The organism is Nonomuraea sp. NPDC049309 (genome assembly GCF_043196965.1).
In the GTDB taxonomy this organism is placed as follows: Bacteria; Actinomycetota; Actinomycetes; order Streptosporangiales; family Streptosporangiaceae; genus Nonomuraea; species Nonomuraea fastidiosa.
This window is the reverse complement of the sequence record NZ_JBICSH010000001.1, coordinates 1,953,257-1,971,116: the sequence shown is the minus strand read 5'-3', so window position 1 is coordinate 1,971,116 and position 17,860 is coordinate 1,953,257. Positions and strand designations below refer to the sequence as shown.

At 72.5% G+C, this 17,860-nt stretch carries 17 protein-coding genes; 10 read left to right on the top strand and 7 right to left on the bottom strand.

The features are described from left to right. Nucleotides 1-4: 4 nt before the first annotated feature. A complete protein-coding gene (locus tag ACGFIM_RS08885; RefSeq protein ID WP_393196926.1) occupies nucleotides 5-430 on the bottom strand; it encodes a hypothetical protein in 426 nt (141 codons plus the stop codon). A 171-nt stretch (nucleotides 431-601) separates the two neighbouring features. Here ACGFIM_RS08885 and murA point away from each other — a divergent pair, with 171 nt between their 5' ends. Then, a complete protein-coding gene (gene murA, locus ACGFIM_RS08880) occupies nucleotides 602-1,912 on the top strand; it encodes a UDP-N-acetylglucosamine 1-carboxyvinyltransferase (protein WP_393196923.1) in 1,311 nt (436 codons plus the stop codon). 52 nt (nucleotides 1,913-1,964) lie between these two features. Next, nucleotides 1,965-4,622 (top strand): transglycosylase domain-containing protein, encoded by a 2,658-nt coding sequence (locus ACGFIM_RS08875; protein WP_393196921.1) that lies wholly within the window; start codon nucleotides 1,965-1,967, stop codon nucleotides 4,620-4,622. A gap of 635 nt (nucleotides 4,623-5,257) precedes the next feature. Here the strand turns inward: ACGFIM_RS08875 and ACGFIM_RS08870 are convergent. The 3 genes from ACGFIM_RS08870 to ACGFIM_RS08860 all read right to left on the bottom strand — a co-directional run bounded on the left by ACGFIM_RS08870 (nucleotide 5,258) and on the right by ACGFIM_RS08860 (nucleotide 8,355). Then, nucleotides 5,258-5,437 (bottom strand): hypothetical protein, encoded by a 180-nt coding sequence (locus ACGFIM_RS08870; protein WP_393196918.1) that lies wholly within the window; start codon nucleotides 5,435-5,437, stop codon nucleotides 5,258-5,260. Between the two features lie 1,665 nt (nucleotides 5,438-7,102). Then, on the bottom strand, nucleotides 7,103-7,558 hold the full coding sequence (ybaK, locus tag ACGFIM_RS08865) for a Cys-tRNA(Pro) deacylase (protein WP_393199675.1): 456 nt from the start codon (nucleotides 7,556-7,558) through the stop codon (nucleotides 7,103-7,105). Between the two features lie 59 nt (nucleotides 7,559-7,617). Continuing rightward, on the bottom strand, nucleotides 7,618-8,355 hold the full coding sequence (locus ACGFIM_RS08860) for an AraC family transcriptional regulator (protein ID WP_393196916.1): 738 nt from the start codon (nucleotides 8,353-8,355) through the stop codon (nucleotides 7,618-7,620). A 55-nt stretch (nucleotides 8,356-8,410) separates the two neighbouring features. Here ACGFIM_RS08860 and ACGFIM_RS08855 point away from each other — a divergent pair, with 55 nt between their 5' ends. Beyond that, the gene (locus tag ACGFIM_RS08855) at nucleotides 8,411-9,544 is read left to right on the top strand and encodes an MFS transporter (RefSeq protein WP_393196913.1); all 1,134 of its coding nucleotides are present in this window, start codon (nucleotides 8,411-8,413) and stop codon (nucleotides 9,542-9,544) included. A 6-nt stretch (nucleotides 9,545-9,550) separates the two neighbouring features. Here the strand turns inward: ACGFIM_RS08855 and ACGFIM_RS08850 are convergent, their stop codons facing one another. From ACGFIM_RS08850 to ACGFIM_RS08840, 3 genes are all read right to left on the bottom strand, one after another. Then, the gene (locus ACGFIM_RS08850) at nucleotides 9,551-11,122 is read right to left on the bottom strand and encodes a trypsin-like serine peptidase (protein WP_393196910.1); all 1,572 of its coding nucleotides are present in this window, start codon (nucleotides 11,120-11,122) and stop codon (nucleotides 9,551-9,553) included. Between the two features lie 103 nt (nucleotides 11,123-11,225). Continuing rightward, the gene (ligD, locus tag ACGFIM_RS08845; RefSeq protein ID WP_393196907.1) at nucleotides 11,226-12,230 is read right to left on the bottom strand and encodes a non-homologous end-joining DNA ligase; all 1,005 of its coding nucleotides are present in this window, start codon (nucleotides 12,228-12,230) and stop codon (nucleotides 11,226-11,228) included. A 30-nt stretch (nucleotides 12,231-12,260) separates the two neighbouring features. Then, a complete protein-coding gene (locus ACGFIM_RS08840) occupies nucleotides 12,261-12,482 on the bottom strand; it encodes a hypothetical protein (protein ID WP_393196904.1) in 222 nt (73 codons plus the stop codon). Nucleotides 12,483-13,038: 556 nt separating this feature from the next. Here ACGFIM_RS08840 and hisD point away from each other — a divergent pair. The 7 genes from hisD to priA are packed head-to-tail and all read left to right on the top strand — an operon-like array spanning nucleotide 13,039 to nucleotide 17,844. After that, the gene (gene hisD / locus ACGFIM_RS08835; protein ID WP_393196901.1) at nucleotides 13,039-14,355 is read left to right on the top strand and encodes a histidinol dehydrogenase; all 1,317 of its coding nucleotides are present in this window, start codon (nucleotides 13,039-13,041) and stop codon (nucleotides 14,353-14,355) included. Continuing rightward, complete coding sequence (locus tag ACGFIM_RS08830) at nucleotides 14,352-15,422, top strand: histidinol-phosphate transaminase (RefSeq protein WP_393196898.1); 1,071 nt, start codon at nucleotides 14,352-14,354, stop codon at nucleotides 15,420-15,422. Before hisD ends, ACGFIM_RS08830 begins: the two co-directional genes overlap by 4 nt. Then, on the top strand, nucleotides 15,419-16,012 hold the full coding sequence (gene hisB, locus ACGFIM_RS08825) for an imidazoleglycerol-phosphate dehydratase HisB (RefSeq protein WP_393196895.1): 594 nt from the start codon (nucleotides 15,419-15,421) through the stop codon (nucleotides 16,010-16,012). Before ACGFIM_RS08830 ends, hisB begins: the two co-directional genes overlap by 4 nt. Then, nucleotides 16,009-16,164, top strand: coding sequence for a hypothetical protein (locus tag ACGFIM_RS08820; protein ID WP_393196892.1), 156 nt, complete (start codon nucleotides 16,009-16,011; stop codon nucleotides 16,162-16,164). Before hisB ends, ACGFIM_RS08820 begins: the two co-directional genes overlap by 4 nt. Continuing rightward, nucleotides 16,161-16,796 (top strand): imidazole glycerol phosphate synthase subunit HisH, encoded by a 636-nt coding sequence (gene hisH, locus ACGFIM_RS08815; protein WP_393199672.1) that lies wholly within the window; start codon nucleotides 16,161-16,163, stop codon nucleotides 16,794-16,796. Before ACGFIM_RS08820 ends, hisH begins: the two co-directional genes overlap by 4 nt. Beyond that, nucleotides 16,793-17,122: a hypothetical protein gene (locus tag ACGFIM_RS08810; protein WP_393196889.1), complete on the top strand. Its 330-nt coding sequence runs from the start codon at nucleotides 16,793-16,795 to the stop codon at nucleotides 17,120-17,122. Before hisH ends, ACGFIM_RS08810 begins: the two co-directional genes overlap by 4 nt. Continuing rightward, nucleotides 17,122-17,844, top strand: a complete 723-nt coding sequence (gene priA, locus ACGFIM_RS08805) for a bifunctional 1-(5-phosphoribosyl)-5-((5-phosphoribosylamino)methylideneamino)imidazole-4-carboxamide isomerase/phosphoribosylanthranilate isomerase PriA (protein WP_393196886.1) — start codon at nucleotides 17,122-17,124, stop codon at nucleotides 17,842-17,844. The genes ACGFIM_RS08810 and priA overlap by 1 nt, the downstream gene beginning before the upstream one ends. The last annotated feature ends 16 nt before the right edge of the window (nucleotides 17,845-17,860 follow it).

The following is a 17,860-nucleotide window of genomic DNA, read 5'->3' as shown; positions in this document are numbered from 1 at the left end:
CCGCTCAGAGCCGGTCGGGGTCGCCGGGCTCGAGGCCGTACGGATGCCGCAGCGGCGACTCGCGGTAGCCGTGCATGCCCTCCAGGAGCCCGAAGAACCCGACGGCCAGCAGCGGCCAGCACACCAGCACGCCGGAGGCGGTCAGCTTCAGCGCGCCGGGCACGATCGTCACCCCGGGCGCGGCGGCCGCCTCCACCGTGACCGCCCCGATGGTGAACGTGGACCCGATCCACAGCGTCAGAAAGGACGCCAGCACCCCACCCGCGCACAGGCCCAGCAGCACCGGCAGCATCCAGCGGCGGGCGATGAACCAGGCGACCCCGCCGCACACCAGCCCGAGACCGCCGGTGATCACCGCGAACCAGCCGTCGGCCGCGATCAGCGCCTGCGTGGTGGGGTCGGCGAGCACCGTCTGGCCCTGCCCGGTCACCTGGTAGGGAGCCCGGGGCGACAGCCCCGACCAGAGCAGGCCGGCGGCGGCTCCGAGTGTGGCGAGAGTGAGGACAGTTACCGCAAATGCGCGTACTTCCCTCGCCACGCCACTCCCCCTCACATGTACGTCCGAATCAGCTCGATGGTATCTCCCGGTTAGGCTCACTTCGTGATTGCTGAAGAGGTCTGGCTGATAGAACCCTCCGGTCCACTCCGGGGTGATGTCGAAGTACGCGGTTCCAAGAACGGCGTGTCCAAGCACATGGTCGCCGCCATGCTCGGCGACGGCGAGAGCAGCATCCACAACGCCCCCGAGGTCGGCGAGGTGGGGATCACCGCCGACATGCTGCGCGCCCTCGGCATCCACGTCGAGATCTCCGGTTCGGAGATCAGGATCGAGCGCGGCGCCGAGATCGAGCCGCGGGTGCCCGACGCGTTCACCGGCCTGAACCGCATCCCCATCCTCATGCTCGGCCCGCTGCTGCATCTGGCGGGGGAGGCGTTCGTGCCGCTGGTCGGCGGCGACCCCATCGGGCGGCGGCCGGTCAACTTCCACGTGGACGCGCTGCGGGCGATGGGCGCCGAGGTGGAGGTGAAGGAGACCGGCATCTACGCCAAGGCGAAACGGCTCAACGGCACCCGCATCGAGCTGCCGTACCCGAGCGTGGGCGCCACCGAGACCGTGCTGATGTCGGCGGTGCTGGCCGACGGCAAGACCGTGCTGAAGAACGCCGCCACCGAGCCCGAGGTGGTGGAGCTGGCGCTGTTCCTGCAGCGCATGGGCGCGCGGATCGAGCTCTCGCCCGACCGCAGGATCGTCATCGAGGGCGTCGATCACCTGCGCGGTGCCTCCACGTGGCTGACCGGCGACCGGATCGAGGCGTTCTCGTACCTTGCCGCCGGGCTCATCACCCAGGGCGAGGTACGCGTCCACGGCTGCCCCCAGGACCGCCTCGTCACCGCCATCACCACGCTGGCCAGGATGGGCGCCCAGTTCGAGATCAACGACGAGTACCTGTGCGCCACGGCGCCGCCCGAGGGCCTGCGCGCGGCGGCCGTGCAGACCGACACCCACCCCGGCTTCATGACCGACTGGCAGACGCCGCTCATGGTGCTGTTCACGCAGAGCCACGGCATGTCCGTGCTGCACGAGACGGTCTTCGAAAACCGCCTGGTGTACGTGCCGGCGCTGCAGAAGATGGGCTGCGAGATCGAGGTGTTCGACCAGTGTCTCGGCGGCCCCGCCTGCCGCTACCACGACACCAACGCCCGCCATTCGGCGGTCGTGCGCGGCGTGTCCAAGCTCAAGGGCGCCGACGTGACGCTGCCGGACATCCGGGCCGGGTTCTCGGCGGTGCTGGCCGCGGCCGTCGCCGACGGGCCCTCGACACTGCGCGGGGTGCACCACATCGAACGGGGGTACCACCGGCCGTTCGAGCAGTTCGCCTCGCTGGGTCTGAACATCCGCAGGCAACGGTAAAGAGCTGCCAGCCGGACGTTTGCCGCCGATCGGGGCGTCGCACACAACTCACGTGAGCGTACTCAGATCCATCGGGGCACTCGGGCTGGCGGGAGCGCTGGGCGGGCTGCTCACGGCCGCGCTGGCCGTCCCGGTGGTGGGCGGAGGCGGCATCGCCACGAAGAACGCCGTGAACCACTTCGTGGACCTGCCGCCCGCCCCGCGCGAGGAGCAGCTCTCCCAGGTGACCAGGCTGCTCGACAGGAACGGCCGCCCGTTCGCGCAGTTCTACGAGGCCAACAGGACCGTCGTACCGCTGGCCGCCGTCGCGCCCGTGATGCGCAAGGCCATCGTGGCCATCGAGGACGCCCGCTTCTACGAGCACGGCGGACTCGACGTCAGGGGCACGCTGCGGGCGCTGCTCACCAACACCCAGGCGGGCGGCATCAAGCAGGGCGGCTCGTCCCTGACCCAGCAGCTCGTCAAGAACATCCTGGTGGAAAGCGCCCGCACCGAGGAGGAACGCGACCGGGCCCGCGCGCCCAACCTCGCCCGCAAGATCACCGAGCTGCGGCTGGCGCTCGCGCTGGAACGCAAGTACCGCAAGGACGAGATCCTCGAGCGGTACCTCAACATCGCCTACTTCGGGGCCGGCGCCCACGGCGTGGAGGCGGCGGCCAGGCGGTTCTTCTCCACCACCGCCTCCAAGCTCACGCTCACCCAGGCGGCCACGCTGGCGGGGGCGGTGCGGATGCCGCACTCGACCGACCCCTCGCTCGGCAGCGAGCACCGGGAACGGCTCAAGGCGCGGCGCGACCTCGTGCTCGACCGCATGGCCGGGCTCAAGTGGATCACGCAGCAGGAGGCGGCCCAGGCCAAGAGCTCGCCGCTCGGGCTGCGGCTGCGGCCAGAGCCCGGCGGCTGCGCGCAGAGCGACTACCCCTACTACTGCGTGTACGTCCAGCAGGAACTGCTGTCCAACCCCGTCTTCGGCAACACCGCCGCAGAGCGGCGCCGCCGCATGGCCAGAGGCGGCCTGACCATCAGGACCAGCCTCGACCCCGTCGCCCAGCGCGCCGCGGAACAGGCCATCCGCAGGTACGTCTCGCCCAAGGACACCGAGGTGGCCGCCGAGGCCATGGTCGAGCCGGGAACCGGCCGCATCCTGGCGATGGCCGCGAGCAAGCACTTCGGCCCCAACCCCGGCAACCGCAAGAACGGTCACAGGACCACCTTCAACCTCGCCGCCGACGTCGCGCACGGCGGCGGGCAGGGCTTCCAGGCCGGATCGACGTTCAAGGTGTTCACCCTGGCCACCGCGCTGCAGCAGGGCTGGCGCTTCGGCGACGGCTTCCAGACCCCCGGCTCGCTGACGCCGTCACAGGGCTACCGCAACTGCGCCGGACGTCCCGTGAACGACCCCGGCACCACCATCCACAACGCCAGCGGCGAGGGCGAGGGCGGCCCGCACAGCATCGAGACCGGCACCTGGAAGTCGGTCAACATCTTCTACATGATGCTGGAGCGCAAGGTCGGGCTCTGCAACGTCGTCCGCACCGCCAAGAAGCTCGGCATCGTCAGGGCCGACGGGCAGCCGCTGCGCGAGGTGCCGACGTTCACGCTCGGCATCAACGAGATGGACCCGGTGACCGTGGCCGCCTCGTTCGCGGCCTTCGCCGCGCGCGGACGCTACTGCCGGCCCCTCGCCATCGTCGAGATCACCGGCAGGGACGGGCGGCGCACGCACATCCCGCCCGCCTGCGAGCAGGCCATCGAGGCGCCCGTCGCCGACGCCGTCAACCACGTGCTCACCGGCGTCTTCGACAAGGGCACGATGAAGGGGCAGAGCATCGGGCGGCCGGCCGCCGGCAAGACCGGCACCAACAACGGCTACACCTCCGCCTGGTTCGCCGGCCACACGCCCGACCTGGCGGCGGCGGTCAGCGTGGGGGACATCCGGGGGTCGTACCGGTATCCGCTGCGGGGCGTGGAGATCGGCGGGCGGTACTACGGGTCGGTGCAGGGGGCGTCGCTGCCAGGGCCGATCTGGGTGGAGTCGATGCGGCACGCCCTGCGGCGTACGGAACCGACGCGCTTCCACAAGCCCGACATGTCCCGCTTCGGTGGCGGGCACACGCCAGGCCTGGAGAAGGCGCTCGCCGAGGAGGAGCGCAAGCGCCGCATGCACCCCTTCCTGCGGCGGCACCGCCGGCTCTTCGAGTGGCTGCTCGGGCAGAAAGCGATCACCTCGCCGCGCCGCGGGCGTACCGAGTTCACCCTCGAATGGCCCCCGCACCGCCGCCACCACCCCGCCGCCCACACCACCGCACCCGCCCAGCCGAGCACCGCCCCACCCGCCCAGCCGCGCCCGCAACCGCCCGCCCAGGCACGCCCGCAGTCACCCGCGCAGTCCCGCTCGCAGGCGCGGCAGCAGCCGCCCGCGCGATCGCACTCGCAGACGGCGGCCCAATCGCGTCCGAAACCGCCCGCCCAGGCGCGTAAGCAGCCACCCGCTCAGAGCCGCGCGCAAGCGCGTCCGCAGCCCGCCCAGCCGCGCCCGCAACCGGCAGCGCAGCCCCGCAGGCAACCTCCCGCGCAGTCTCGGCAGCAGGGCTCAGCGAAGCCCCACTCGCAGTCGTCTGCTCAGCAGCACCGCCAACCCTCCGCCGATGACCGCTCGCATCGCGGCGGATCGGGTCGTGCCCAGGGTCGCGGATCAGGTCGCTCGTAGGGCGGCGAGTCGGGCGCGGGGTCGTAGGGCTGTTCGTGGGGTGGTGGGTCGGGCGCGGGGGCGCAGGGTCGCTCGTGAGGTGGTGGGTCGGGCGCGGGGGCGCAGGGTCGTTCGTAGGGCGGTGGGCCGGGCCCAGGGGCGGAGCGCTCGAAGGTGGTGGGTCCGCGTCGGGCGCAGGGTTCGCCGATCAGGTTGAGCGTGGAGTGGCGGGTTCGCGTCGCGCGGCCGCGGGCGGGTCAGGTCCCGTCGAGTCGTGGAGAAGCGGCCCTCATTGGTGCGTCGCGATCTCGACGCACGGGGCCATTGCGTGAGTCTCTGGTGAAACCGCCAAGTCGCACACGCTTCTTGCGGCGAGGGCGAGGGAATCGAGCATCGGAGATCCCCCGGGTTCAGGAGGCGTCCCCGGCTCCTCGTACGACCTGACAACTGTCGCGACAGCTGTGCCGTTCCGCCGTCACATGCACGACCTTGCGCCTGCCACGCTGAGGGCTCCCTGAAGCGGCGGTCTCATCCCGCTCACCGTCGATGAGTTGCGACCCCTCGCAGGGGCGATGACGAGTTCTCATCGCCCCTGCCAGCGGAAAACATCGGCAAGAGGGCCGACGCCCTTAGCCGTGGCCGCTCCGCTCGGGTGGTCAGGATTGGTTGGCGCAGATCACATAAGGGACGAAAGTCGCGCTGAAGTTGCTGTTGTTGAAGACCAGCACCTCCCACCCGTTATTTGCGTTGTTCGGTGCGGACGTGACCACAGAGACGACGCTGTCGTCCACTGAGATGCCGCCGCTCTGCAGCCTATATCCGCCGGAAATCGCCACCTTTCCAGCGGGACACAGAACTCCCCCGGTACCTACATTCACCCCTCCGGGCACGGTGAAGGCGTCTCCGGTGACGACCTCATAGCCCGAGACTCCTGCCGGTCCGGGTGGGCCCTCTGGTCCGGGAGGGCCCTCCGGTCCGGGCGGGCCCTCCGGCCCGGGCGGTCCGGGCGGACCCGCCGGACCACGCTTACCGTGCGGGTGGGGCGGCCGTGGCCACCCCGGCCCCTGCTTACCGGGCGCTCCCTCCGATCTCTGAAGGACCGCCTGTCCCAGGGAATCGTTGCGCTGCCCCGTCACCTGACGCCGGCTCTGGTCCGCGCCCTGACGTTCGTGCTGGGTGTTGTGTTTCGGGTCCGAGCGATGAGAGGCGCGGACGGCGAAGCGCAGCTGTCCATCGCGAGCTGGAGAGGCGGCCGCACGCGCAGGGCCGGAGGCCGCGAAGGCCGCGCCGTCGGCCAGGGCGACGGCACCTGCGGTCAGCACCGTGCCGGCTGCGAGAACCCCGAAGAGGCTGCCAATTCTAGGCAATTGATCTCCTCATTATGGGATTGCACACATAGATACGCAATGTCGATTTTTTCCGGATGGACCCGCCGACTGCAGGCCTCCCGGTACGGCTCATCTTGCATCCGTTCAGCCGTTGCCCCCATGGCGACACACAGGAGTCGAGCGCCACCATTTGTTCATTTGTCGCTCTATCAATCACAGCGTGTCGACCAGGCTCAAACTTCATCCGGATCGGAAACGCGCCCTTTTCGGGTGGTTGCGTCCGTCGGGGAAGCAGGGTCGCCGACAGGCTGAGCGTGGAGTGGCGGGTCCGGACCGGGGGCGAGCCGCTCGTAAGGTGGCGGATCCGAGTCGGGGCGGGCTCGTCCGGGGTGGGCGGCGCCCAATGCGTCCGCCAGGCCGGGAAGGGTGGGCGGTTGCTTGTTCGCGAGACTCGTCCGGGTGATCGGTCGTCCGCTTGTGAGGCTCGTCCGGGTGGGCGGTCCAGCATTCCTGAGCGTTGGTCCGGGGTGGGCGGTCACCGCGTTTGTGAGGCTCGTCCGGGGGAGAGGGGCGTGGCAGCGGGCTCGGCGGCTTATCGAGGGCGGGAGGTTCGTCTGGGGCGGGTGGCCCGGTGCGTCCGCCAGGCCCGTCCGGGTGGGCGGTGGCGCGTCCGCCGAGCTCGTCGGGTGGGCACGTGCGTGGGTACGGCCGATCGCGGGTGCGTGGCTCGGTGGGCCGCCTGGGCGTGCAGGCGTAGGGCGGACGGGCACGTCGAGGACGAGGCCGGCACCGGGCGGCCGGTGCACTCCGGTCGGGGTTCGTGGGGAGGCGGGCAGTGCAGCGCTCGGTGGGATCTCGTTGGGGTGGGCGGCGCAGTCCTCGGTCGGGGCTCGCGGGGGCGGGTGGGCGGCGCAGCTCGGTTGGGGCTCGCGGGGGCGGGTGGGCGGCGCAGCTTGGTTGGGGCTCGCGGGGGCGGGTGATCGGCACAGCCCGGTCGGGGTCCGCGAGAGGCGGGCGGTGGGGCGCACCCCGTGGGGGCCGGGAGGGGCGGGCGGTGTGGCGCTCGGTGGGGGATCACGTGGGCCGGCCGGCGCGCAGCGCTGATCGCGCAGGGCGGCGTGTCCCCGGTCGGGGCGCGGGGCGGGCGGTGTGATCCCGCCCCGGCGAGGTTGGTCAGGCGGGTTTGGCGATGGGGGCGGTGATGGCGCGGGTGAGCGCGATGAGGTTGGCGGGGGCGGTTTCGATCTGGAGGCCGCGCCTGCCCGCCGAGAAGTAGATGGTCTCGAAGCCGAGCGCCGACGAGTCGACCACGGTGGGCAGCTGCTTGCGCTGGCCGAGGGGGCTGATGCCGCCGACGACGTAGCCGGTGACGCGTTCGACCTTGGCGGCGTCGGCCATCGCGGCCCGCTTGCCGCCGAGCGCGCCGGCGAAGGCCTTGAGGTCGAGCTTGCCCGCCACGGGGACGACGGCCACGGCCAGGCCGCTCTCGACCTCGGCGACCAGCGTCTTGAAGATCCGCTCGTAGGGGACGCCGAGCGCGTCGGCGGCCTCCTCGCCGTAGGCCTGCGCGGCGGGGTCGTGCTCGTAGGGGTGGAGGGTGAACTCGGCTCCGGCCTTGGTCAGCGCCATGGTGGCCGGGGTGCCGCCCTTGCCCTTGGTTTTGCTCACAACTTTTCAGTGTAGCGAATCTACATTGTAAAGGCCCGGCCGGGGGTGTACCCGAAGGCCTTCTTGAACACGTCGATGAACGCGCTCGGCGTCGACCACCCGCAGCGATGCGCGACGGCGGTCACCGGCAGACCGTCGGCCAGCAGCACGAGCGCGTGGTGCAGCCGGAGCTGGGTGCGCCACTGCGGGAAGCTCATGCCGAGCTCGGCGCGGAACAACCGGGCGAGGGTGCGTTCGCTGGTGCCGGCGCGGGCGGCGAGCCGCGCCAGCGTGGCGGGGTCGGCGGGGTCGTCGTGCAGGGCGGCGCACACGGCGGCCAGGCGCGGGTCGCGCGGGGTGGGCAGGTGGAACGGCTGCTCGGGGGCGCGCTTGAGCTGATCGAGCAGGACGGCGAGGAGCCGGGCGCGCTCGGCCTCGGGGGCGGCGGAGTCGGCGGTGTAGGCGATGATCAGCTCGCGCAGCAGGGGGCCGACGGCGAGCACGGCGGGGCGGCCGAGGTTCAGCGGGTTGTGGGTGAGCCCGACGAGCCGCAGGTCGGTGTCGCCGTGGGCGCGGTGCTCGTGCACGGTGCCCGCGGGTACCCAGATGGCGCGGTTGGCGGGGGCGACCCAGGTGCCGGCGTCGGTGGTGACGGACAGGACGCCGCGGCAGGCGTAGACGATCTGGTGGGTGTCGTGGCGGTGGGCGTCCATGCCGGCGCCGGCGGTGAGCGGCCGGTGACCGGTGGGCGCCTCCGGTAGATGGCGGATATGCGACATACATTGGCACTTTATCGGAAGCGTGCCAGCGGCCGTCCGAATCACCATCGAAGGCATGAACAGGATTCCTACGCTCGCCGCAGGTCATGCGGCGGTGGACTTCTACCAGGGTGCGGTCCCCGCGCTGGTGCCGTTCCTGGTGGCGCAGCGCGGATACGGGTACGTCGCCGCGTCCGGCATCGTGCTGGCGGCCACGCTGTCGTCGTCGATCGTGCAGCCGCTGTTCGGGGTGCTGACCGACAGGTGGCGGATGCCGTGGCTGATTCCGGTGAGCACGGTGCTGGCCGGGGCCGGCGTGGCGGCGGGCGGGCTGTCCGGCTCGTACGCGCTGACGTGGCTCGCGGTGGCCCTGTCGGGCATGGGCGTGGCCGCCTACCACCCGGAGTCGGCGCGGCTGGCGCGGATCGCGAGCGCGGGCGGCCACGTGCGGATGAGCTGGTTCTCGCTGGGCGGGACGCTGGGGTTCGCCTGCGCGCCGGTGCTGGTGACGCCGCTGCTGGCGGCGGGCGGCCTGGAGGCCTCGCCGTTCCTGGTGGTGCCCGCGGTGGCGGGCGCGCTGGCGACGCTGCCCGCCGTGCGGGCGCTGACGCGCGGAACGCGGGCGGCCAAGGCCGCGCGGGTGGCGCACGGCAGGGACGACTGGGCGGCCTTCGCCAGGCTGACGCTGGTGATCGTCTTCCGTTCGGTGGTGTACGTGGGGCTGAGCGCGTTCGTGGCGCTGCTGATGGGCGGCGGCGCGGCGGGCGCGGCGGCTTTGTTCGTGCTGTTCGCGGGCGGCGCCGTGGGCACGGTGCTGGGCGGCAGGCTGGCCGCCCGTTACGGGCGGGTGCGCACGATGCGGGCGGCGTACGCGCTGGCCGTGCCCGCGGTCGCGGGCGTGGTGCTGGTGCCCGGCCCGGCGGCGTACGCGTTCGTGGCGGCCTCCTCGATCGCCTTGTACACCCCCTTCTCCCTGCACGTCACGCTCGGCCAGGACATGCTGCCGAACAGGGTGGGCACGGCCGGCGGGGTGACGCTGGGCCTCGCGGTGAGCGTGGGCGGCCTGGCGACCCCGCTGGTGGGCGCGGTGGCGGAGGCGTCGTCGCTGCGTACGGCGCTGGCCTGCCTGATCGTGTTCCCGGTCCTCGCCTGGCTGTTCGCGCGCACGATCAAGGAGCCCGAGCCGCTGCCCGCGGCCGAGCCGGCGTGAGCGGGCTCAGCGGCGGGTGCGCAGGCGCAGGGTGGCGGTGTTGTCGCGCTGGTCCGGGTCGAGCCTGGTGGAGACGACCCGGGCGGTGACGGGCAGGCGGTGCGGGGCGCCGGCGGCGACGTGCAGGCGGGCGGTGATCTCGACGGGCCGCCCGGGACGTACGGCGGGGATGACACAGGTGGCCTGGCGCCGGGTGGGCCTGCAGGAGACGCCGTGCACGGCGGTCAGCGCGGCGCCGCGCGGCACGCTGAGCGTGACGGGCACCCGCGCGGCGGCCATGACGCCGCGCATGGTGACGGTGGCGGTGACGGTGGTGTTCTCGCCGCGCCTGGCGGCTTTGGCCGGGCCGGTCAGCTTGACGGACAGGGCGTCGTAGACGCCGTTCGGGTCGGCCTGCCGGACGATGGCGCCGTAGCCTTCGAGGTTGAGCGCGGTGGCGACGGAGTTGCCGTCGGCCTCGCCGTCCTCCTTGCCCGCCGACAGCACGCCGACGAGGTCGCCGGTGTCCTTGAGGAACCAGGGCCCGCCGGAGTGCCCCTTGTAGAGGTGGCAGTTGTAGGTCTCCATGCGCCCGTTCCCGGTGGCCCGGCCGAGGGCGGGCAGGCGGGTGGAGCGGGCGGCGAGCAGGGTCTCGGCCGGGGCGACGCCGGCGGTCTGGCGGGTCCTGCCGAGGCACCAGAGCTGGTCGCGCCCGTCGTACGGCTGCCTGCCGGGCAGCCCTGGATAGCCGGTGGTGGCGATGACGTGCCTGCCGCCCTGGTTGAGCATGGGGGTGAAGGCGCCGACGGCGTCCTGGAGCGTGCGGCCGCGCCAGCCGACCTCGATGAGGGCGATGTCGTAGCTGGAGTTCCAGTCGCCGCCGTGCAGGCCGGTGTAGCCGTCGGGCTTCCACGCGCGGCGCCCGCCCCAGCGTCCGTACGGCTCGCGCTCCCGCACCGAGGTGGCGCGGCCGTCGTAGGCGGGCACGAACGCGAAGTCGCGGTGCCACCGGCCGGTGGTGGTGCCTTCGGGGACGCTGTAGACGCAGTGGGCGGCGGTGGCGATGAGCAGGCCGCTGGCCGAGCGTACGACGGAGGCCGTGCAGGAGTCGCCCTGGCCGGAGGAGTTGATGAAGAACAGGCGGCCGCTGATGCGGCTGTAGGGGACGGCGGTGTAGGGCCTGGGGACGCGGGCGTAGCCGTTGACGTCGCCGCCGGGGGTGAGGCGTTCGGCGGCGGGGACGCTGAGCGGCGCGGCGGTGCGGGCGGCGCCGATGCGGCTCTTGGGCTCGGAGCTCCGGGGCAGGTCGGCGGGTGTGGCCGCGGCCTGTTTGGCGGCGGTCCAGTATGTGACGGCGCGGCCGGGGCGCATCAGTGGCGACGCATCGGCGCCCCAGGGGAAGGCGGCGGTCTGCGAGCCGGTGGCGGGGGATGCGGTGGCGATGGGCGGGGCCTGGCGGTCGCCGGCGGCGGGTGCGGCCTGACGGTCTCCGGCGAAGATGAGGGGCGGCCGGTCGGCGGTGGCGGGCGGGGCGAGCGTGGCGGTCAGGCCGGTGAGCCCGGCCAGTCCGGCCATGGTGGTGACGAGAGTTCTGCGCACGATGCCCCCCGAACCGTTCAACATGCCTTTCGGTAACTCTAAGTCACCATATGAGGACGATGTGTGGTCAGGGGTGTCGTGTCGGGAGACGAGCCGTTATGCGTCAGCCGGCGGCGGCGTCGCCCCGGTGGGGGAGCAGCCCCTCGGTACGGGCCTCGGCGGGCTCGCGGTCGGGCCGCAGCCCCCGCCACGAGGGGTGACGCAGCCGCCCGTCGCCGGTGACCTCGGCGTACTGGACCTCGCCGACGAGCTCGGGGCGCACCCAGTGGGCGTCGCGGGCGTGCTCGCGCGGCACCTCCTCGTCGAAGGGCGGCTCCGGCCGCTCCAGGGGGAGCAGCCGGTCGCGCAGGTCGCGCAGCGCCCGGTCGGTGAAGCCGGTGCCGACGTGGCCGACGAAGCGCAGCCGGCCGCCCTGGTCGTACGCGCCGAGCAGCAGCGACCCGATCGTGCTCGCGCGCCGGCCGCTGCCCGGTTTCCACCCGCCGATGACGACCTCGGCGGTGCTGACGTTCTTGACCTTGGTCCATTCGCTGCTGCGCCGCCCCGGCCGGTACGGCGAGCCGAGCCGCTTGCACACCACCCCTTCGAGCCCGAGCCGCCGGGAGGACTCGAAGGCGCGGGTGGCGTGGTCGGTGAACCAGACGGGCACCTGCCACCGGTAGCCGGGGGTGAGCGTGCTCTCCAGGATCTCGCGGCGCTCGGTGTAGGTCCGCGAGACGGTGCTGCCGTCGTCGAGGTGCAGGATGTCGAAGGCCATGTACGTCACCGGCACGGCCCTGGCCAGCGCGGCCGCGGCGGCCGGGTTGCGCTGGTGCATGCGGGGCTGCAGGGCTTCGAAGCTGGGCCGCCCGGCCTCGTCGAAGGCGACGATCTCGCCGTCGATGACGGCGTCGTGGCCGCCGGTGGCGCCGGCCATGAGCTGGAGCTCGGGGTAGGCGGGGGTGATGTCCTTGGCGTTACGCGACATCAGGCGTACGGCGCCGTCCTCGATGTAGGCGAGGGCGCGCACGCCGTCCCATTTCATCTCCACGGCCCAGCCGGGGCCCTGGACGGCGGACAGGGTGCCGGGCTGGGCCAGCATGGGCGCGTAGACCGGCAGCCGGACCATGGTGCATGCCGTACCCCGTCCGCGTGATCGTCAGTGGCGCTCCGGGGTCTGCAGATGGTCAAGTGGCCCGTCGTCGGCGCGTTCGACGAGCTCGGCGAGGTCGACGCCGTGCTCGCTGAGCTCGTCGACGGTGGCGCAGTAGCCGCGCAGGTACGTGCGGCCGTTGACGCGATGGGAGACGCGCAGGAGCGGGCGATCGTCCAGGATGATCGCCTCGACGAGGATGCCATCGGGTCCGTGCCACTGTCCCATGCGGCTAAGGGTAAGAGGCCGCACATAATGGGCGGATAATTTCCGGAAACCGATCCGACACCGGCCGCGGGGAGCCCGGCCGCGCGGCCCGTGCCTTCGGGTGAGACGAGCGCGCCGCCCCGCGCCCTGGCCGACACGGACGCGCCGCGCGGCGGCCGGCAGATGTGACTAAAAATCACGCAAGGTCACCTTGTCGCGCTGCAAGGTTTGTCTTGAGAATCCGGGTTAGAGACCGCATGTCCCGGGCAGTGGAGTTTCCCGTGGCTTTCCCCGGCCGTGGCCGTACCCCCGTGACGGCCACGGCGCCGGCCCCGGCAGGCCCGGTCCGGGGCCGCGACGGCCGTGCGGGGCGTGCGTCGGCGAGCGCCGCCCCCGCGGTCGTCGAGCACCGGGCGCGACGGCGTCTCCGCGGCCGTCGCGCACCGGGCACGTGGTGCCCTCCGGGGGTCGGGCGCACGGCGTTCCCGCTGTGTTCCCGCTGTGTTCTCGCTGTGTTGTCGCTGTCCGCATGGTGGACACAACCTGAACCGGAGCCCGGACTCCGTAGACTGTGAGGGTGATTTCCCGTATCGACATGCGCGGTTCCCTGCCTGCGGACCTGCGCGACGTGCTGCCCCGCGCCGAGCTCGACGTCGAGGCCGCCCTGGAGAAGGTGCGGCCGATATGCGAGGACGTGCGCCATCGCGGGGCGGCAGCCGTACGGGAGCTGACCGCCGAGTTCGACGGTGTCGAGATCGCCTCCGCCCGCGTGCCCGCCGAGGCGCTGCGCGACGCGCTCGCCGGGCTCGACCCGAAGGTGCGCGCCGCGCTGGAGGAGTCGATCAGGCGGGCCAGGCTGGTCCACCGCGACCAGCGGCGCACCGACGTCACCACCCAGGTCGTGCCCGGCGGCACGGTGACCGAGCGGTGGGTGCCGGTCGAGCGGGTCGGCCTCTACGTCCCGGGCGGCCGCGCGGTCTATCCGTCGAGCGTCGTGATGAACGTCGTGCCCGCCCAGGAGGCCGGCGTCGGCTCGCTGGCGGTCACCAGCCCGGCGCAGAAGGAGTTCGGCGGGCTGCCGCACCCCACGATCCTGGCCGCGTGCGCGCTGCTCGGCGTGGACGAGGTCTACAGCGTGGGCGGCGCGCAGGCGGTGGCGATGTTCGCCTACGGCACCGAGGAGTGCGAGCCGGTGTCCATGGTGACGGGTCCCGGCAACATCTTCGTGGCCGCCGCCAAGCGGCTGCTCAAGGGCCGCATCGGCATCGACTCCGAGGCCGGCCCCACCGAGATCGCGATCCTCGCCGACGAGACGGCCGACCCGGTCTACGTCGCCGCCGACCTGATCAGCCAGGCCGAGCACGACGTGATCGCCGCATCCGTGCTCGTCACCACCAGCGTCGAGCTGGCCGACGCGGTCGAGAAGGAGCTGCCGGCGCAGGTCGCGGCGACCAAGCACTCCGAGCGCATCACCGAGGCGCTGGGCGGCCGCCAGTCGGGCATCGTGCTGGTGAGCTCGATCGACGACGGCCTGAAGGTGGTCGACGCCTACGCCGCCGAGCACCTGGAGATCCAGACCGCCGACGCGGCGGCCGTGGCGGCGCGGGTGCGCAACGCCGGGGCGATCTTCGTCGGCCCCTACTCGCCGGTCTCGCTCGGCGACTACCTCGCCGGGTCCAACCACGTGCTGCCGACCGGCGGCTGCGCCTGCCACTCCAGCGGCCTGTCGGTGCAGTCGTTCCTGCGCGGCATCCACGTGGTCGACTACACCCGCGAGGCGCTCGCCGGCGCGGCGGCCCATGTGTCGGTGCTGGCCGACGCCGAAGACCTGCCCGCACACGGCGCCGCGATCCGCGCCCGATTCGACTGGCGAGTGCCGACGGAGACCGCGTGAACCTCGACGACCTGCCCATCCGTGACGATCTGCGCGGCAAGACGCCCTACGGCGCGCCCCAGATCGACGTGCCCGTACGTCTCAACACCAACGAGAACCCCTACCCGCCGTCTCCCGAGCTGGTCGCCGACCTGGCGGCGGAGATCGGCCGGCGGGCGGGGGAGCTCAACCGCTATCCCGACAGGGACGCCACCGAGCTGCGCGCCGACCTGGCCGACTACCTCGGCCACGGCCTGACGGCCGCGCAGGTGTGGGCCGCCAACGGCTCCAACGAGGTGCTCCAGCAGATCCTGCAGGCGTTCGGCGGCCCGGGCCGCAGCGCCATGGGGTTCGAGCCCTCCTACTCCATGCACCCGATCATCACGGGCGGCACCTCCACCGAGTGGATCAGCGCGTCCCGTGAGGGCGACTTCTCGCTCGACCCGGACAAGGCGGTCGCCGCGATCGAGGAGCACCGCCCCGATGTGGTCTTCCTGACCTCGCCCAACAACCCCACGGGCACCGCCCAGCCGCTGGAGACGATCAAGGCGGTGCTGGCGGCGGCGCCCGGCATGGTGGTGGTCGACGAGGCGTACGCCGAGTTCGCCCGCGAGGGCACGCCGTCGGCGCTGACCCTGCTGCCCGGCCACCCGCGGCTCATCGTCACCAGGACGATGTCGAAGGCGTTCGCGATGGCCGGCACCCGCCTCGGCTATCTCGCGGCGCACCCGGCGGTGGTCGAGGCGCTGCTGCTGGTGCGGCTGCCGTACCACCTGTCCACGCTGACGCAGGCGGCGGCGCGGGTGGCGCTGCGCCACCGCGACGAGCTGCTCGGCACGGTCGACGCGCTGCGCCGCGAACGCGACGCCACGGTGGAGTGGCTGCGCGGCAAGGGGCTGGAGGTGGCCGACTCCGACGCCAACTTCGTGCTGTTCGGGCGCTTCCCCGACCGGCGCAGGGTGTGGGAGGGGCTGCTGGAGCGCGGGGTGCTCATCCGCGAGGTGGGCCCTCCCGAGTGGCTGCGGGTGAGCATCGGCACGGGCGAGGAGATGGCGGCCTTCCGCGCCGCCCTGGAAGGAGCAATGTGAGCCGCGTAGGTCGCATCGAGCGCGTCACGAAGGAGACCTCGGTCCTGGTCGAGGTCGGCCTCGACGGCACCGGCCGGGTGGAGGTGTCCACCGGGGTCGGCTTCTACGACCACATGCTGGCCCAGCTCGGCAAGCACGGGCTGTTCGACCTGACGGTCAAGACCGAGGGCGACCTGCACATCGACTCCCACCACACGATCGAGGACACCGCGCTGGCGCTGGGCGCCGCGTTCCGCGAGGCGCTGGGCGACAAGTCCGGCATCAGGCGGTTCGGCAGCGCGTCGTGCCCGCTGGACGAGTCGCTCGCCCAGGTCACCGTCGACCTGTCGGGCCGCCCCTACCTCGTGCACACCGAGCCCGAGGGCATGGCACCGATGATCGGCCCCGACTACGACACGACGATGACCCGCCACATCCTGGAGTCGTTCGTCGCGCAGGCGGCCATCTGCCTGCACGTTCATGTGCCCTACGGCCGTAACGCGCACCACATCGTCGAGGCGCAGTTCAAGGCGCTGGCGAGGGCGCTGCGCGAGGCGTCCGAGCTCGACCCGCGCGCGAGCGGGGTGCCGAGCACCAAGGGCGTGCTGTGACCGACAACCTGCTCGCCGTGGCCCTGGTGTTCCTCGGGCTGTTCCTCGGCGGCGGCGTGTACTCCCTGGCCAAGCAGGGACTGAAGGCGGGCGCGGCGATCTGCGCGGTCGGCGCGGTGATGGCGATCACGGCGGGAGTGTTGTGGTGGTGAAGAACAATGTCGTCGTACTCGACTACGGCTCGGGCAACCTGCGCTCGGCCGAGCGCGCGCTGACCAGGGCGGGTGCCCAGGTCACCGTGACCTCCGACTACCAGACGGCCATGGACAGCGACGGCCTGGTGGTGCCCGGCGTTGGGGCGTTCGCCGCCTGCATGAAGGGCCTGAAGGCGGTGCGCGGCGAGCAGATCATCGGCCGCCGCCTGTCCGGCGGCAGGCCCGTGCTCGGCATCTGCGTCGGCATGCAGATCCTGTTCGCGCGCGGCGTCGAGCACGGCGTGGAGACCGAGGGCTGCGGCGAGTGGCCGGGCACGGTCGAGCGGCTCGACGCGCCCGTGCTGCCGCACATGGGGTGGAACACCGTCAAGGCGCCCGCGGGCAGCGTGCTGTTCGACGGGCTCGACGCGGACACCCGCTTCTACTTCGTCCACTCCTACGGCGTGCGCGAGTGGGAGCTGCGCACCGGCGACGGCTTCTCCGAGCCGCTCGTCACCTGGGCCGAGCACGGCGTGCCGTTCGTGGCCGCCGTGGAGAACGGCCCGCTCATGGGCACCCAGTTCCACCCGGAGAAGTCCGGCGACGCCGGTGCGGCCCTGCTGCGAAACTGGGTCAAGGCGCTGTCGTGAGCAAGGAGCGTGCGCGCCGCAGGGCGGAGCGGGAGGCCGAGCGGGCGCGCGCGATCCGGGCCAACGAGGAGCGGCAGGCCCGCAGGGCCCGGCGCCGCGCCCTCATCGCCCGGCTGACGCCGCGCCCGGTGCGCATCCGCCGTCAGGGCGGGCTGCTGGCCCGCCGCCACCGCGCCCAGAACGCCGTGGTGGCGCTCGGCTTCCTGCTCGTCCAGGTGGTCGCGTGGCTGGTGTGGGGGTCGCTCCTCGCCAGCTTCGCCGTCCTGGTGCTGTCGCTGCTGTTCGTGCCCGTCGTCGTGACTCTCGCTTTCGACCGGAGGACCTGATGTCTCTCACATTGCTGCCCGCCGTCGACATCGTCGACGGCCAGGCCGTACGCCTGGTGCAGGGCGAGGCCGGCACCGAGACCGGCTACGGCGAGCCGCTGGCCGCCGCGCTGGCCTGGCAGGAGGCGGGCGCGGAGTGGATCCATCTGGTCGACCTCGACGCCGCCTTCGGCCGGGGGAGCAACCGCGAGCTGATCGCCGAGATGATCGGCAGGCTCGACGTCAACGTGGAGCTGTCGGGCGGCATCCGCGACGACGACTCCTTGGCCCAGGCGCTGGCCACCGGCTGCCGCCGGGTCAACATCGGCACCGCCGCGCTGGAGAACCCCGCCTGGTGCAGCAAGATCATCGCCGAGTACGGCGACCGCATCGCGGTGGGCCTCGACGTGCGCGGCACCACGCTGGCCGCGCGCGGCTGGACCGAGGACGCCGGAGACCTGTGGGAGGTGCTGGACCGGCTCGAAGCCGACGGCTGCCCCCGCTACGTCGTCACCGACGTCACCAAGGACGGCATGCTCCAGGGCCCCAACCTCGACCTCTACCGGCGCATCCTGGCCCGCACCGACAAGCCCGTGGTGGCCAGCGGCGGCGTCTCCAGCATCGACGACCTGGTCGCGCTCTCCTCCCTGGTCCCCGACGGCCTGGAGGGGGTCATCGTGGGCAGGGCCCTGTACGCTCGCGCGTTCACCCTGGAAGATGCGCTGGCAGCGGTACGTGTGTAGCCGTGCCAGGAGGGGC

What these genes read in the sequence shown, in the direction of transcription:
- priA (WP_393196886.1), top strand. Translation starts at nt 17,122, where the DNA reads ATGTCTCTCACATTGCTGCCCGCCGTCGACATCGTCGACGGCCAGGCC.
- ACGFIM_RS08840 (WP_393196904.1), bottom strand. Translation starts at nt 12,482, where the DNA reads ATGGGACAGTGGCACGGACCCGATGGCATCCTCGTCGAGGCGATCATC.
- ACGFIM_RS08860 (WP_393196916.1), bottom strand. Translation starts at nt 8,355, where the DNA reads ATGTCGCATATCCGCCATCTACCGGAGGCGCCCACCGGTCACCGGCCG.
- ACGFIM_RS08855 (WP_393196913.1), top strand. Translation starts at nt 8,411, where the DNA reads ATGAACAGGATTCCTACGCTCGCCGCAGGTCATGCGGCGGTGGACTTC.
- ligD (WP_393196907.1), bottom strand. Translation starts at nt 12,230, where the DNA reads ATGGTCCGGCTGCCGGTCTACGCGCCCATGCTGGCCCAGCCCGGCACC.
- ybaK (WP_393199675.1), bottom strand. Translation starts at nt 7,558, where the DNA reads ATGGCGCTGACCAAGGCCGGAGCCGAGTTCACCCTCCACCCCTACGAG.